Genomic DNA, 16108 nt, shown 5'->3' with positions numbered 1-16108 from the left:
GACGTTGACTGATTCGCGTTTGGTGACCGTTTCGTTGTTGTCGATCATCTTGAGGGCTTTTGTCTTTGCAGGGCAGACATTCACGCAAAGGGTGCAGCCGCAGCAGTCTTCGGTGAAAATTTGCACAGTGGTCTTGCGGCCATTGAACTGCTTGCCAACGGCATCAACGGTCTTGAAGCTTTTGGGTGCACCCTTGAGGTCAGCGGAGTTGGATATCTTCATTCGGATTGCAGCATGCGGACAGACCATTGAGCAGCGGCCACATTGAATACACTCGGAAGGAATCCACTCAGGAACGTGGACCGCGATATTGCGTTTTTCATACTGGGTTGTTCCGGTGGGCCAGGTGCCGTCGTCAGGCATATCGGAAACCCTGATCTGGTCGCCCTTGCCCTCAATCATTTTGGCAGTAACATTTTTGACGAAATCAGGAGCATCCACAGGCACAACCGGTGGTTTTTGGTGGCCGTCAGTGGTTTTAGGAATCTTGACCTCGGCGATATTGCTCACAGCAACGTCAACCGCGTCGTAGTTCATCTTAACGATTTTATCGCCTTTTTTGCCGTAGGTTTTCTTGATGGCGTTTTTGATGGCGTCGATGGCTTCCTTTTTGGTCAGAATGCCTGAGATCAGGAAAAAGGCGGTCTGCATGATCATGTTGATACGGGCGCCAAGACCGATAGCCTCGGCAAGTTTGATCGCGTCGATCACGTAGAATTTGGCTTTCCTGTCAATGAGTTGTTTCTGGACAACCGACGGCAGCTGTTTCCAGACCTGGGTCTTGCTGAAGGTGGTGGTCAACAGGAAGGTCCCGCCGTCCTCAAGATTGTTCAGCATGTCATATTTATCAAGGAAGGTGAAATTATGGCAGGCAATGAAGTTCGCCTTGTTGATAAGGTACGGGGCAATAACCGGATTTTTCCCGAAACGGAGGTGACTTGTGGTGATGGATCCGGATTTTTTGGAATCGTAGACAAAGTATCCCTGTGCACTGTTATTGGTTTCGGTGCCGATGATCTTGATGGTGTTCTTGTTGGCGCCGACCGTCCCGTCAGCACCGAGACCGTAGAACATCGCACGATAGACATCCGCACCTTCAATATTGTATGAAGGATCGTACGCAAGACTGGTGTGGGAAACATCGTCATCAGGACCGACACAGAAATGGTTTTTCGGGGCCCATGATGCCATATTGTCAAATACCGCTTTGACCATTGCCGGGGTGAACTCGGCAGAACCGAGACCGTAACGACCGGAAAGGATCAGTGGTTGGCTGTTGATGCAGGAGCATTCGGTGGCTTCGCCGACGGCGGCCCGAACATCGAGATACAGAGGTTCGCCGGGAGCTCCAGCTTCTTTGGTACGGTCGAGTACGGTGATTTTCTTCACCGTGCTGGGCATGGCGTTAACCATGGCCTTGCAATTAAACGGACGATACAGGCGGACAATAATTAAGCCTACTTTTTTCCCTTGAGCTACTAAATGATCAATGGTTGCGGCAACAGTTTCGGCACCGGAACCCATCATGACGACGATTTCTTCGGCGTCAGGCGCTCCGTGGTAGTCGAAAAGATGATACTGGCGACCGGTGAGCTTGGCGAATTTATCCATGGTGTCCTGGATGATGCCGGGAATCGCCTCATAGTATTTATTGACTGTTTCGCGACCGGTGAAGTAAACATCAGGGTTCTGGGCTGTACCGCGCATCATCGGCCGGTCCGGAGAAAGACCGCGCTTGCGATGCTCAATAACCAGATCTTCGTCAATGATCGCCGCCATATCTTCCTCGGTGAGCTGTTCGATTTTCTGGATTTCGTGGGATGTCCGGAAGCCGTCAAAGAAATGCATGAAAGGTACACGCGATTTCAGCGCTGACTGGGTTGAGATAAGCGCCATGTCCTGGCATTCCTGGACATTCTGGGAGCACAGCATGCCCCAGCCGGTCTGGCGGACAGCCATGACATCACCGTGGTCGCCGAAGATCGAAAGACCCTGGCAGGCAACTGACCGGGCGGTAATGTGGAAAACGGTGGGGGTGAGCTCACCGGCCAGTTTGTACATATTGGGCATCATCAGGAAAAGCCCCTGGGATGCGGTAAATGTTGTACACAGCGCCCCGGTGGTAAGTGAGCCGTGCAGGGAGCCGGCAACGCCGCCTTCAGATTGCATCTGAGTGACAGCAGGAACCGAGCCCCAGATGTTCTTCTGGCCTGCGGTGGCCTTTGTATCCGCTTCAGCGGCCATGGGTGAAGAAGGGGTGATTGGATAGATTGTGATGATTTCACTTGTAGAGTACGCCACATGAGTACAGGCTTGGTTGCCGTCAATGGTGACCATTTTCCGAGACATGAATCTTCTCCTTTTAATATTTGTTTGAATAACTAAAAGTATAAACCTTATGTAATTGCAGGACTTTATCGAGAATGATTTGCATGCAGAGAGTTGGGTACAAAAAATTCCCATCGAGTAAAACCCGAAAATATAAAATAGATTGCAATAGATATCCAGTATTTTAGCAAATTATTTTACTGAAAGGATGTTTTTTTTGTAAATTGACATGGAAATATGGGCGTAGTAGGGTCCTCATTCAGCCTCAGAAGTTGTATAATCAGCTCAAGGATCCTGTAGTTCAATAATTTTGATCATTCAGTGTGGCATCATATATTATGTGTGGAATTTGCGGAATTTTCTCTCTGGATAATCGGTTTTCAGCAGATCGTATCAGGAGCTCTGTGGAAAGAATGTCCCGGCAGCTTTTACACCGCGGCCCTGATCATCAAGGGGTCTGGATTCATGGAGCTGTCGGTCTCGGGACAACACGGCTGGCGATTATTGACCCGACAGAACGGGCCAGACAACCCATGGTTTCGGCTGACGGACGTTTTGCCATTACATTTAACGGGGAGATCTATAATTATCTGGAGCTGCGTGAGGAGCTTGAACAGAAGGGGTATACGTTTCGAACCACTTCGGACACCGAGGTTCTGCTTGCATTATATATTACAAATGGTCGGGATTGTCTTTCCCGACTCCGCGGAATGTTCAGCTTTGCTGTATGGGATGACATGAAAAAGAGGCTGTTTCTGGCGCGGGATCGAGTCGGAGAAAAGCCGCTGGTGTATTACCATCAAAATTCCATCTTTGCCTTTGCCTCGGAGATACGAGCCCTTACAGCTCTTGATTGCATTCCGCGAGAGGTTGACCTTGACGGACTGCATCATGGGCTTCATTACCTGGTCTGTCCTGCACCCTATACGCCATTCAAACATATAAAAAAGCTGAAACCCGGTCATTGCATCACCATCGACAGCAATGGGATAAGTGATAAACGATATTGGCAGCCGCAATTCTCAGATGCCCGGATGATTACTTCCTGTGAAGAGGCGTGTTATGAGATAAACCGCTGTCTGGATGAAACAGTGGATTTGCTCTGCCGGAGTGATGTCCCCATCGGAGCGCAACTTTCCGGTGGCCTGGATTCAAGCGCGGTGGTGGCTTCCATGATGCGAAAAAAACGAAAGGTGAAGACATTCTGCGTGAGTTATGACCGGCATGCAGCGGATGATGAATTCCGGGCTGCCAGAATGGTTGCGGAACAATACGGAACTGAACACCATGAGTTGATTTTTGGTGAGGAGCAGCTTGCTTCGGTAAACGATATCGTCAAAAGTTTTGCCGAACCTTTTTTCAGTTTTGTACCCATGCATGCCTTTGCAATATCAGAAATGATCGGACGTCACTGCAAGGTTGCTCTAACCGGCAGCGGCGGCGATGAATTATTCGGCGGCTACGGAATTCATCGGCAGCTTTTAGCATTCAATGAAAAGTGGAAAAAGATGCGGCCTTTTTTCAGGGCAGGCCTGCATCATCTGGTGAAAAAAAGTCCATTTTCAGGTTTGAAACGCTCTGCGGAGAAATATGCAAGGGCCGGCAATCAGGTGACGGCAGATTTCCGACTCGGCCCCATTCATTCTTTCTGGAAAAACGTCTACAGCGATTCCTTTGCAAGGGGGGCTGGTTCGGCATGCCCGGCAGAGCTTTTATTGCAGGAGTATGATTCGTGGGGCGCCCGGGATCTCAATGAAGGCTTTCTTGCTCAGCAGCTCATGGTGTGCAGCCAGCACAGTATTGTAGATATTCCCGATATTGCCGGAATGGCACATTCTGTGGAATACCGGGCGCCATTTCTTGATGTGAGGATGGTGGAGCTGGCTATGCGGATCCCCGCTTCAATGAAGGTGAACATGTCGGCGGGGAAGGCCGGAGGCAAGTGGGTGGTTCGGCAGGCCATGCGGGATAGGCTTCCCGCTGAAATTATTGATAAGCATAAGTCCGGTTTCGGCTCATCCATTCCCTATCAGCAGTGGTTTTCAACCAGGTGGCGATCCTTTGTTGAAGAAAGGTTATCCTCGGAAATTCTTGCCGACCTCGGTATTTTTGACCGGAAAAAATTGAATGACCATTTTAACCAGGCCTGTAACAACGCAAATGGTCCCCATGAGTTGCTCTGGGGAGTGGCATCCTTGAGTCTCTGGCTTGAGGAATTTATTTAGCGTCCTGTCTTTCCGGACTTGCACTATCTTGCGAAGAGATGTTTCAGGATGAATTCTCTAACCATCGTTGGCGTTAAAATAATCCCGGAAAGCTTATCGTTATTTATTTTGAGGGTGGGGATCAGGCGGACCCCGGCCTTTCTTGCCTTATTGGGGCAGGTAATGACTTCGATCTGTTCGATTTCAAGGTCCGGGTGTTTGGCGGTAAGTTTTTTCAACACATAGGCAACGAGCATGCAGCGCGGGCACAAGGCTGATTTATAAAATTCTATTTTCATATTGTTGGCTTGGATAATGCACGAGTGATTTTCGCCTGCAAAACATTTTATTTATTCGGTGCAAATTTATTTCTGAGTGAACCATTATTGAAAAACCAGGGTTTTGATCAGGTGTTGTTCTTTCTGGGGGGGGATGTAGACCTCCAGATTCTTATTGAATCTGCTGACAAAATGTTTGGATAAAAGGGTTCGAATGGCATTTTTCAGTTGATTCAGGGTATCGAAATTTTCATAAAAATATTCGCCCCAACTGTTTTGGGTTATTAATGTCGAATGAAGGGTCTTGGCGTCCCGTACCGGTTTTTTCAGAAGATTTATCACGGCAAAAGCCCTGACAACTCTTTCTTTCTTTAATAAGTCATCGGAAGATATCCTGGCAAAAGTGATCGGTGGAAATGTTTTAAGCATTAACGCCGCAAGGCCTTGTATGTCGACAAGATCAAGGGGTAAACGGTGTTTGGTCAGATGCAGCTTGGTTCTCTTGTTGAGAATTCCGTTTATCAGCAGCCAACTGATCAGAATGACAAGGTTGCTTCTTTTGGCAATCAGCGAGTGAATATTTTTCTGGACATCCAGCTGATCAAATTTACCCTGAAAGGCGTGAAAAAAATCGGTGTCGCCTTCTCTGGTGACATGAAAGGTTATATTCCCCTGAGCCATGTCATTACGCGATAAACTCCGGATGTAGTCAATTTTATTTGTTTTTTTCTCGTAATAAGTAAAGAGTTTACGTCCAAGGACGTGAATGTCGCGCTGGGTAATGGTCAGGGCGGTGTCATCATCAAATGAGTTAAAGATGATCCGGAGACGTTTGTAGGTTTCAAGAAGGTAATCATGGACCTTGGTGCCGAAATCCACGAGTTCACGGTAATCCCAGTCCCGGATATTCAAATAATGCTCGCTGTCCATGGGCAGAAGGTTCCAGTTATGCATGAGGGCCGAGGTTCTTTCGAAGTTTAATCGCTTTCCGCCCTTTTTCTTTTGGGTGGCCATGCCTTCAAGGGTTTTCAGAAACATGCAGATTCTGATCAGGTCGGCGCGTTCCTGTTCCGTGTCGCGCCGTTGATAAAAGGCTATAATTTCCCGGGCCAGCAGCAGATAGGGATCTACATCGATGAGTTTAAGGTCGCTTAACTGGCCGTTTGCAGACATTTCTTTGTCCGGATAGGTGACAAGCCTTTTGACCGTATCGGAAAAGAGCGGCAGTCTTTTGGTCGTATCGTTTAACAGAAGTTCCAGATAGGCAAATTTGATTATCGACTTAAAGGGGCTGTCCAGGGCTTTGTTCATCTGCCAGAGGCAGGCGCCGAATATTTCTGATTTGGGGATGTCCGAAAGATAGCCCAGATCAATGAAGTTGTCGGGATCGAGTTTTTCCTCCTCGATTGCGGTGTTTACATAATTACGATATTCCTCTTCGGTCAACCCCGGAGGGATCAGCCACCAGAGAAGCATTTTTCCGGCAACAAGGATATGGGTTCGAAAGAGTTCGTCCTTGAGGAGCGCCTTGATTGCCGACCCCGCGGATTCATCTCCGGTAGATGATTCAAAACTGTTTTCCCTGGTCTGGTCAATATCCATTAGAAAGAAGTAGACTTCAATCCCTTTGGTGAGCGCCCATTCCTCTATGCCCTTGCATTTCTGGTCGAGCATTTCAACTCCGTCGGAATCCATATCCTCAAGTCGGATGCTGACCCAGAAATCACAATCCGACTTTTCGGTCTGCGCGATGGTGCCGATGCTGCCGATGGTTTTCAGTGAGTGTATGAAAGGGGTTTCCGTATACGGGCTGTTGGTATTGATATTCTTGGCGGAAGAGGTCGGGAAAAAACGCTGAAATAAATCGAAATCCACTACTTTTTCCGGTTGAAACCGGTAGATCCCGAATGGGCATTTGGGGCTGTTCACAAAACCAGGGAGATCCGGATAGTTGCAATGAAGGAGGAAAGGGATGATTTTGAAAAGAAGGGCCGCCTTGCTTTCATTAAAGGCGATAGCGGTTATTTTGCGATTGCGGTTATATTTTTTATATCGTTCGATTTTGCTCATTTTATCTGACGAATCCGGATAAAGACAGTTATCGCAAAGGTTTTGGCGAAGGATGATGTAATTAACGAATGGTCAATCGAGACAAGTATAACAGAACTGGTCATGGTGCGGCAAGGATTGCCTCGGCGATACGGACGGCCTGGACTGTTTTCTTTACATCATGCACTCTTAGATAGGCAACACCCTGCATGGCGCAGAACATGGATATTGCTGCAGTTGCGGTGTCCCGGTCATGGAGGTCATCTCCTAAGATTTTACCGATAAATGATTTTCTCGAATGACCGATGAGTATACTGCACCCCAGGGCCTTGAGATCCGCGATATGTTTCAGAATGGTGAGGTTGTGGGATACTGTTTTTCCGAATCCGATTCCCGGGTCGACGATGATTTTCTCCCGTTTAATTCCATGATTTTCTGCCCATTCCAGACGTTTTCCAAGAAAGGCAATTGATTCTGAAATAACATCATTATACCGGGGATTGACCTGCATGGTTTCCGGCGTTCCCTGCATGTGCATGATGATCAGCGGACAATCAGCATCATGGGCCAGAGGGGCCATTTCCGGATCAAATCGCAGCGCGCTTATATCATTTATAATATTCGCGCCTGCAGCCAGAGCAACCCTTGCAACTTCGGCTTTGGTTGTGTCGATGGATATGGGGATGGGGCTGTGTTTCCTGATGGCCTTGATCACCGGGATGACCCGACGAAGTTCTTCGTCGATTAAGACAGGGGCAGCAAACGGCCTGGTTGATTCGCCGCCAACATCAATGATGTCGGCCCCTGCCGAGACCATTGCAAGAGCTTGCTTTACGGCCTGGTCTTCATTAAAAAAAATGCCGCCGTCGGAAAAGGAGTCGGGTGTGACATTCAGGATGCCGATAATCTGGACTCGGGTATCCTGAGAGGAGGCAAAGGATTCACCTGCAGCTGTCATCGAATGAAAAGACTCGCTTGATGGAATAATTTATTGAAGTGGCAGGTATAATGTAAGAGAATTATGCTTAGCTTTCTTTCTCTTTTACACGCTGCTTCTTAGCGCGCATAATGATTTCGATATCTTCGAGACCAATTGTTTCTTTCTCAAGGAGCATTTCGGCCATTTCTTTGAGGATGTCCATATTGTCGGAAATGATCTGGTGCACGGTTTTATCTGCAGCAAGCATGATACGCGTTACTTCCTCATCAATACGGACTGCGGTTGCTTCGCTGAAATCACGATGCTGAGAGATTTCACGCCCAAGAAAAATCTGTTCTTCTTTTTTGCCGAAACTAAGCGGCCCCAGCACTTCGCTCATGCCCCATTCGCAAACCATCTTTCTGGCAATGTTAGTTCCCCGTTCAATGTCATTTCCGGCACCGGTGGTTACATCATTGAAAACCAGTTCTTCCGCTACCCTGCCGCCAAGCAGGATGCAGAGGGTGTTCTGGAGAAATGACTTTGAGTGGGTGTGCTTTTCATCAACCGGCAATTGCTGGGTCAGGCCGAGAGCCCTTCCCCTGGGTATGATGGTTACCTTGTGAATTGGGTCGGTGCCAGGAAGCAGATTTGCCACCAGGGCGTGTCCCGCCTCATGGTATGCGGTAACTTCTTTTTCTTTTTCAGTAATGATCATGCTGCGGCGCTCGGCACCCATTAAGACTTTGTCCTTGGCTTTTTCCAGGGTTTCCATGTCGACAAAATCGGCGTCGACTCTGGCTGCAAGCAATGACGCCTCGTTTACCATGTTTTCAAGGTCGGCGCCGGTAAAACCCGGAGTGCCGCGGGCTATGACTTCCCATTTGACATTATCGGAAATCGGCACTTTTTTGCCGTGCACTTTGAGGATCATTTCCCTCCCCTTTACATCTGGGATAGGTACAATCACCTGGCGGTCGAAACGTCCAGGGCGTAACAGGGCGGGATCAAGGACATCAGGGCGGTTGGTAGCCGCGATAATTATTACACCTTCATTTGCCTCAAAACCGTCCATTTCAACAAGGAGCTGATTCAGGGTCTGCTCTCTTTCATCGTGGCCGCCGCCAAGACCTGCGCCTCGATGACGGCCCACTGCGTCTATTTCGTCAATAAATATGATGCACGGCGCGTTTTTCTTGCCCTGAGTGAAGAGGTCTCGGACCCGGGATGCGCCGACACCGACAAACATTTCAACAAAGTCGGAACCACTGATCGTGAAAAAAGGCACTTCGGCTTCACCGGCAATCGCCTTGGCAAGCAGGGTTTTTCCTGTTCCAGGAGCACCGGCCAGCAGAACACCTTTGGGGATCCGCCCGCCAAGGCGGGTAAATCTTTTCGGTTCTTTGAGAAATTCGATAATTTCAGAAAGTTCCTCTTTTGCCTCTTCTATGCCTGCAACATCTTTGAAAGTTACTTTTGATTTTTCGACATCCATCAACCTGGCGCGGCTCTTTCCAAATGACATGGCCTTGCCACCGCCGCCCTGCATCTGTCTCATGAAAAAGATCCAGACGCCGATTAACAGAAGCATTGGGAACCAGGAAATAAGAACCGTGAGATACCATGGGGTGTTTTCAGCCTGTTTCACCTGGATATTCACACCTGCTTCCCTGAGCAGCGGGATTAATTCCGAGTCGGCGGGAGCGAATGATTTGAATTTCCCCTGGGAAGAGGAAGTGCCGGTGATCGCATTTCCTTCGATTATGACCTGGGTAACCGAGCCTGCTTCTACGCTTGTCAGAAAATCGCTGTAGGTCAATTCAATTATGGCCAGCTGGGGTTTATTGAACATGTTGAACAGAAGAATCATTGTGAGCCCGATCAGCAGCCACATTGAAAGATTTTTATAGAAAGTGTTCAAAAGGTATTCCTCCGGGATGTCAATTGCCACCCGTGTTTATGTGACTTGGTTATGGGTGAGTGTTGTAACTTTTTTTAAGTGAATATGTTTTAATGCATAGTAACAATAAGTCGGACGTTATGGAATGTCTAGTAACTCTCGAAAAAAATGGCCATAAATATCTTTTTCTATCTGTGGGCTCTGTCAGTCGATTATCCGGCAGGGCTCAGGGCTGTAACAGATTCTATTATAAAAAATATTCCTGAATCGCTTTTACTGTGACAGGCTCTTTTCGCTTGGTGGCGATGGCTTCAACCATGAAGTCGGCGCCTGCGGCAGTTGTTGTATATGGCAGATGATAATCCAGAGCAGCCCGCCGGATGCTATAAGAATCCTCAGTAGTTCTGGTTCCAAGGGAGGTGTTGACGATCCAGTGAATCTCTTTGTTTTGTAATTTGTCCAGTATATGCGGGCGTCCTTCGGAAATTTTGTTCACCCGGGTGCACGGCACATTATTCTCAGATAAGAAAGCGGCTGTTCCCGAGGTTGCAATAATTGTGAAATCAAGGTCGATCAGTTTTTTTGCAATGGGAAGGATTGCGGCCTTGTCGTTATTTCTTACACTGATCAGGACGGTGCCGCCATCGGGGATTTTCTGGCCTGCTGCCAGTTGAGATTTTAAAAAGGCCATGCCAATTGTATCGTCAATGCCCATGACCTCGCCGGTGGATTTCATCTCAGGGCCCAGCAGGGTGTCGACATTTTCAAATCTGTCAAAAGGGAAAACCGCTTCCTTGACTGCATAATGGTCTACATGGACTTCCCTGGTAAGCCCAAGATCCTTGAGTTTCATGCCCATCATCACCTTGGTGGCAAGTTTTGCAAGGGGCACGCCGGTTGCTTTGCTGACAAAGGGAATTGTCCGTGAGGCCCGGGGATTGACCTCCAGGACATAGAGGATGTTTTCTCTGATTGCAAACTGGACATTCATCAGGCCGATTACTTTGAGCTCCATTGCCATGGCTTTTGTGGCAGCTGTGATATTTTGAATGAGTTCATCTGAAAGGGTGTGAGGGGGCAGGACGCATGCGGAGTCGCCAGAATGAATCCCAGCCTCTTCGATATGCTGCATGATGCCGCCGACAATGGTTGTCTCGCCGTCTGAGATTGCGTCCACATCGATTTCGATGGCATCTTTGAGAAATTTATCGATAAGAATCGGATGGTCGGAAGAAACCAGCAGCGCGGTTGTCATGTAAGATCTGAGTTCCTTTTCATTATATACGATGCGCATGGCGCGGCCGCCCAAAACATATGAAGGCCGCACAACAACCGGATAGCCTACCTTGGCGGCAACCGCAATGGCCTGGTCCGCATTAAGCGCAAGACCGTTGTCCGGCTGGATAAGGTTAAGTTTCTGCAGGAACTGCTGGAACCGTTCGCGGTCCTCAGCCCGGTCAATGCTGTCCGGAGAGGTGCCAAGGATAGGCACTCCAGCCTTGGCAAGGGGCACGGCAAGATTCAGCGGCGTCTGGCCGCCGAATTGGACAATGACCCCTTCAGGCTTTTCTTTATCAATAATGTTGAGCACATCTTCGCGGGTCAGCGGTTCGAAATAAAGTTTATCGGAAGTGTCATAGTCGGTGCTGACGGTTTCAGGATTGCTGTTGACCATGATGCTTTCGATGCCTATTTCTTTCAGTGCAAAAGCGGCGTGCACACAGCAATAATCAAACTCGATACCCTGGCCGATCCGGTTGGGACCGCCGCCGAGAATCATGACTTTACGGGTGTCCGTCTGGCGCGATTCGTCCTCTACTTCATAAGTAGAGTAGAAATAAGGAGTATAAGCCTCGAATTCCGCAGCACAGGTGTCAACGAGTTTATAGACCGGAATTACGGCAAGTTTTTTTCTTAAATCCCTGATGTCCGCTTCAGATGTGCCGGTGAGAAAGGCAAGTTGCAAGTCTGAAAATCCAAACTGTTTGGCTTTATACAGACAATCTTTGTCAAGCCCGGCAAAACCTTTTTCTTTGATGCGCGCTTCGGCGTCGATAATCTGTTTCAAATTATTGAGAAACCAGGGATCAATAAAGGTAAGCTTGTAAATCTCGTCAACCGTCATGCCTTTTTTCAGGCCTTCATAAATGTAGAAAACCCTCAGGGAGTTTGGCCTTACCAAGCCCTTTTCAAGGTCGCGGCGGTCAAGGGCAGAAAGATCGTGTTTGCCGTCCGCGCCAAAACCGGCGCAGCCGATTTCAAGTGAACGCAGACCTTTCTGGAAAGCCTCTTTAAAGGTTCTGCCGATGGCCATGGTTTCACCCACTGACTTCATCGCCGTGCTCAGTTCGTCCTTGGTTTCCGGGAATTTTTCAAATGTCCAGCGTGGAATTTTTACGACGCAATAATCAATTGAAGGCTCGAAGGAGGCATAGGTTTCACGGGTAATGTCGTTTCTGATTTCATCAAGAGTGTAACCCACCGCGAGCTTGGCGGCGATTTTGGCGATTGGGAAACCTGTTGCTTTGGAGGCCAGGGCCGAACTCCGGGAAACCCGGGGGTTCATTTCAATGACCATGAGTTCGCCGTTTTGCGGGTTTACCGCAAACTGCACATTGGAGCCGCCGGTCTCAACACCTATTTCCCGCATGATCGCAATGGAGGCATCGCGCATCATCTGATATTCTCGATCGGTGAGGGTCTGCGCCGGCGCCACGGTGATCGAGTCCCCGGTGTGTACACCCATGGCATCCATATTTTCAATGGAGCAGATGATCACGACATTGTCGTTTTTGTCCCGCATTACTTCGAGTTCGTATTCTTTCCACCCCAGAAGGCTGGTTTCCAGCATGACCTCGGTGTTGAGGCTGAGGTCGAGGCCAACAGTGCACAGCGCCTCAAGTTCCTGGGTGGTGTATGCCACGCCGCCGCCGGTGCCGCCAAGGGTGAAACTTGGACGGACAATGATCGGGAAACCGATTTGCTCAATTGCCGCCCGGGCCTCTTCAAGGTTGTGGACGATAGCGCTTTCCGGCACGTTCAGGCCGATTTTTTTCATTGCGGCCCGGAAAGGGGCGCGGCTTTCAGCCTTGTGGATGACGTCAACATCTGCAGCAAGCATTTCAACGTTGTATTTTTCAAGAATGCCCATCTTGGCCAGTTTGATAGCGGTGTTAAGACCGGTCTGACCTCCAAGGGTGGGAAGCAGCGCATCAGGCCTTTCCCTTTCGATAATCTTTGCAACGATCTCCGGGGTGATCGGCTCGATATAGGTGCGATCGGCGATTTCCGGGTCGGTCATGATTGTTGCAGGATTGGAATTAATCAGTACGACTTCATAGCCTTCTTCCTTGAGGGCCTTTACAGCCTGGGTGCCGGAATAATCAAATTCACAGCCCTGGCTGATAATAATGGGGCCTGAGCCGATGATCAGAATTTTTTTGATGTCTGTACGTTTAGGCATGGTATTTCGTGTTTCCCTTCTTCTATGTTAAAGACGCGATATTTTCGTCACTATTTACTATTCACTCGTCACTATTCACTGTTTCATCATTTCAATGAAACGATCAAACAGATAGATAGCGTCATGGGGCCCCGGGGCGTTTTCCGGATGATATTGTACGGAAAACGCCGGAAACTTTTTATGTCTCATGCCCTCGAGGCTGTTGTCATTCAGATTGACATGGGTGAGCTCGACTTCATCTGCATTCAGTGAATTGAGATCAACGCAGAAACCGTGATTCTGGGAGGTGATTTCTATTTTGCCGGTGGTCAAGTCCTTTACCGGTTGATTGACGCCCCGATGACCGAATTTCAGTTTATAGGTTTTACCGCCGAAAGCGAGTCCCAATATCTGATGCCCCAGGCAAATTCCAAAAATCGGTTTCTTGCCTAAAATCTCTCGAACAGTATCAACCACCATCGGTACTCCTGCAGGGTCGCCTGGGCCGTTTGAAAGGAATACGCCGTCCGGGTTCATCGCCAGGATTTCCTTAGCCGTTGTTGTTGCCGGAACCACCTGGACGGAACATCCTCTTTCGGTGAGAAGCCGTAACTGGTTGTATTTGAGCCCGTAATCAATGGTGACGACTTTGAAGGTTCCGGGAGCAGCAGAGGAGAAATTGTTCCCAGGGACCGGCCCGGATGCAGCCCACCCGTAAGGTTTAGCGCAGGAAACTTCCTTGACCAGATCCCTGCCCACGAGGCCGGGGGATGTTTTGGCTTTATTAACAAGGGATTCAGAGTCAAGGTCAAGGGTTGATACAACTCCTTTCAATGCCCCGGCAATTCGGATATGGCGAGTGAGAGCCCGGGTGTCGATGCCTTCTACCCCGAGGATGTTTTCTTTCTTGAGGTAATCCGCCAGAGTCCCGGTTGAGCGAAAATTACTGGGAATCGGGTTATACTCCTTGACTAGAAAAGCTTCTACCTGGATTTTGTTCGATTCAATATCTTCGGGGTTAACGCCATAATTACCGATAAGCGGGTAAGTCATGGTAACGATCTGGCCTTTATAGGACGGATCCGTCAAAACCTCCTGATAACCCGACATTCCGGTGTTAAAGACAATTTCACCGGTGGTCTCTCCTGAACCGGTGAAAGATTCTCCTGTGAAAATAGTACCGTCCTCAAGTGCAATGAGCGCCTTCATATAACTCCTAAATTTATTCGATTCTATATGACAAGTTTAATGATTTCTCAGACTTACTGCCATTATGATGGAGCAGTTTGCATCCATATGGATTATTGAGTTGAACGTTCAGATTTGCAGAAAAAAAATCAGGATATTAAAACGCGAAATCACTTCTTCGTCAATAAAAAATGATAGAATTGTCATGCTTGACATTTAGAAAATTATTTTATGGGAAGAAAGTAAGTGAAGGGCGAATGATAGCATAGACTCATTCCCAGATGCCGGCAATTTTTTCTTTGCAGAATTCACACCTACCATTTATTAAGCCGGGTGTTTCGGCAAAAAAGCCGGTTCGTTCAATTATTTTTTTGCCGCATTTGTGGCAGAAGGTGCTTTCCCCCTCTTCGCCCGGGATGTTTCCCGTATAGACATATTTCAAACCGGCCTCAAGGCCTATATTGCGCGCTTTCCTGAGTGTGTCTGCCGGAGTCATGTTTCTGTCGGTCATTTCAAAGGTGGGGTGAAATCGTGTCACGTGCCAAGGAATGTTCCGGTCAATTGATACCAGAAATTTGGCGATACCTTTGAGTTCTTCGGTGGAGTCATTCCATCCTGGAATGACCAAAGTGGTAACCTCAACCCAGACGCCTAGTTCTTTCGAGAGCCGGATTGATTCCAGAACCGGGGCAAGCTTTGCGCCGCACACTTCGCGGTAAAATTTTTCTGTAAAAGCCTTGAGGTCGATATTGTTGGCATCGAGGAAAGGGGCGATTTTTTTGATGGCTTCCGGCGAGGTGTAACCGTTGCTGACAAAGATATTTTTGATGCCTGCGTCGCGGGCAATGATTGCGGTGTCGTAGGCGAACTCGAAAAATATTGTCGGCTCGACATACGTGTAACTGATGCTTTTGCAACTGTGTTCTGCCGCAGCGCTGACAACTTGAGACGGGGTGGTTCTACTGCCGGCGACCTCGCCGCCATAGATTCGTGGGTATTGTGATATCTGATAGTTCTGGCAATGCTTGCATCTGAAATTACATCCAACTGTTGAAATAGAATAGGATAACGAGCGGGGCAATACGTGAAAAAGCGGTTTTTTTTCTATAGGGTCAATGTTTTCACTAACCAATCTGCCGTATACCAGACTTATTAGTTTTCCGTCCCTGTTTTCCCGGACATGGCATATTCCACGTTTGTTATTTTTGATAATACATTTGTGGCAGCACAGATGGCACTGTACTGTTGTTTTGGTGTTGTCTTGCGATTTTTCGTAGAAGTCAGCTTCCTTCATTGTTGATGCTCCTTACATTATAAAACAGGTTTCATCATCCTGAGGCCGACAGGGGTTGTTCATGTAAAGTACTTATGGCACGATTTTAATTGCGGGTCAAAGGTATTTTCCTTTTAATCCCCTGGTTTGTGTGTGAACATTTATGGAGCAATTTTTTTAGATCAGTCGAAAAGTATTTGTTGACATCTCCTTCAGGGTATTATAGTTTGTCCGCCTCCTTCACAGAGGAATCCTACACAGTCAGTTTTTAATCACTGTGCAGCTGTAGCAATAGACGGCCGGGGACTTAGTCTTTTGAGCATGAAGAGCACGGGATAAAAAAAGTTGTTTGTGCTTTTTAAGTTTCTTGACATTTGGTGAGGGTGCAGTATATATAAAGGTTTGCCAAAAGCGTCGGCTTCGAGTTGGCGTCAACGATAAAATTGTTGAAATGGCAAGAGGGATCTTTGAGAACTGAATAGCGAAATGAACAGGACAAGCAGTAAGAAGTAAAGCATTATTTTGAG

At 48.1% G+C, this 16108-nt stretch carries 10 protein-coding genes; 1 reads left to right on the top strand and 9 read right to left on the bottom strand.

The window, feature by feature from the left end; all coding sequences use genetic code 11:
• The coding region (nifJ, locus tag KKE17_06830) for a pyruvate:ferredoxin (flavodoxin) oxidoreductase (protein MBU1709703.1) at positions 1-2349 on the bottom strand (2349 nt) is incomplete at its 3' end.
• Positions 2350-2651: 302 nt separating this feature from the next.
• Here nifJ and asnB point away from each other — a divergent pair.
• A complete protein-coding gene (gene asnB / locus KKE17_06825) occupies positions 2652-4553 on the top strand; it encodes an asparagine synthase (glutamine-hydrolyzing) (GenBank protein ID MBU1709702.1) in 1902 nt (633 codons plus the stop codon).
• Between the two features lie 23 nt (positions 4554-4576).
• Here asnB and KKE17_06820 read toward each other — a convergent pair whose 3' ends face one another.
• The 8 genes from KKE17_06820 to KKE17_06785 all read right to left on the bottom strand — a co-directional run.
• Positions 4577-4831: a thioredoxin family protein gene (locus tag KKE17_06820; GenBank protein ID MBU1709701.1), complete on the bottom strand. Its 255-nt coding sequence runs from the start codon at positions 4829-4831 to the stop codon at positions 4577-4579.
• 84 nt (positions 4832-4915) lie between these two features.
• Positions 4916-6880: a class I adenylate cyclase gene (locus KKE17_06815; protein MBU1709700.1), complete on the bottom strand. Its 1965-nt coding sequence runs from the start codon at positions 6878-6880 to the stop codon at positions 4916-4918.
• A 100-nt stretch (positions 6881-6980) separates the two neighbouring features.
• Positions 6981-7817, bottom strand: a complete 837-nt coding sequence (folP, locus tag KKE17_06810) for a dihydropteroate synthase (GenBank protein MBU1709699.1) — start codon at positions 7815-7817, stop codon at positions 6981-6983.
• A 67-nt stretch (positions 7818-7884) separates the two neighbouring features.
• Positions 7885-9699, bottom strand: a complete 1815-nt coding sequence (gene ftsH / locus KKE17_06805) for an ATP-dependent zinc metalloprotease FtsH (protein MBU1709698.1) — start codon at positions 9697-9699, stop codon at positions 7885-7887.
• 226 nt (positions 9700-9925) lie between these two features.
• Positions 9926-13141 carry a carbamoyl-phosphate synthase large subunit gene (gene carB, locus KKE17_06800; GenBank protein ID MBU1709697.1) on the bottom strand — a complete coding sequence of 1072 codons (3216 nt, stop codon included), beginning with the start codon at positions 13139-13141 and terminating at the stop codon, positions 9926-9928.
• 75 nt (positions 13142-13216) lie between these two features.
• Complete coding sequence (carA, locus tag KKE17_06795; GenBank protein ID MBU1709696.1) at positions 13217-14329, bottom strand: glutamine-hydrolyzing carbamoyl-phosphate synthase small subunit; 1113 nt, start codon at positions 14327-14329, stop codon at positions 13217-13219.
• A 250-nt stretch (positions 14330-14579) separates the two neighbouring features.
• The gene (gene amrS / locus KKE17_06790) at positions 14580-15602 is read right to left on the bottom strand and encodes an AmmeMemoRadiSam system radical SAM enzyme (protein MBU1709695.1); all 1023 of its coding nucleotides are present in this window, start codon (positions 15600-15602) and stop codon (positions 14580-14582) included.
• A 240-nt stretch (positions 15603-15842) separates the two neighbouring features.
• Positions 15843-16108 (bottom strand): hypothetical protein (locus KKE17_06785; GenBank protein ID MBU1709694.1); only part of this gene is annotated, 266 nt, incomplete at its 5' end.

The organism is Pseudomonadota bacterium (genome assembly GCA_018823135.1).
In the GTDB taxonomy this organism is placed as follows: domain Bacteria; phylum Desulfobacterota; class Desulfobulbia; order Desulfobulbales; family CALZHT01; genus JAHJJF01.
The sequence above is the reverse complement of the archived record's forward strand: the minus strand, read 5'-3'. Positions and strand labels throughout refer to the sequence as shown.

Bases quoted from the DNA above. Each gene is read 5' to 3' on its own strand.
- folP (MBU1709699.1), bottom strand. From the start codon at position 7,817: ATGACAGCTGCAGGTGAATCCTTTGCCTCCTCTCAGGATACCCGAGTC.
- carB (MBU1709697.1), bottom strand. From the start codon at position 13,141: ATGCCTAAACGTACAGACATCAAAAAAATTCTGATCATCGGCTCAGGC.
- KKE17_06820 (MBU1709701.1), bottom strand. From the start codon at position 4,831: ATGAAAATAGAATTTTATAAATCAGCCTTGTGCCCGCGCTGCATGCTC.
- carA (MBU1709696.1), bottom strand. From the start codon at position 14,329: ATGAAGGCGCTCATTGCACTTGAGGACGGTACTATTTTCACAGGAGAA.
- amrS (MBU1709695.1), bottom strand. From the start codon at position 15,602: ATGAAGGAAGCTGACTTCTACGAAAAATCGCAAGACAACACCAAAACA.
- KKE17_06815 (MBU1709700.1), bottom strand. From the start codon at position 6,880: ATGAGCAAAATCGAACGATATAAAAAATATAACCGCAATCGCAAAATA.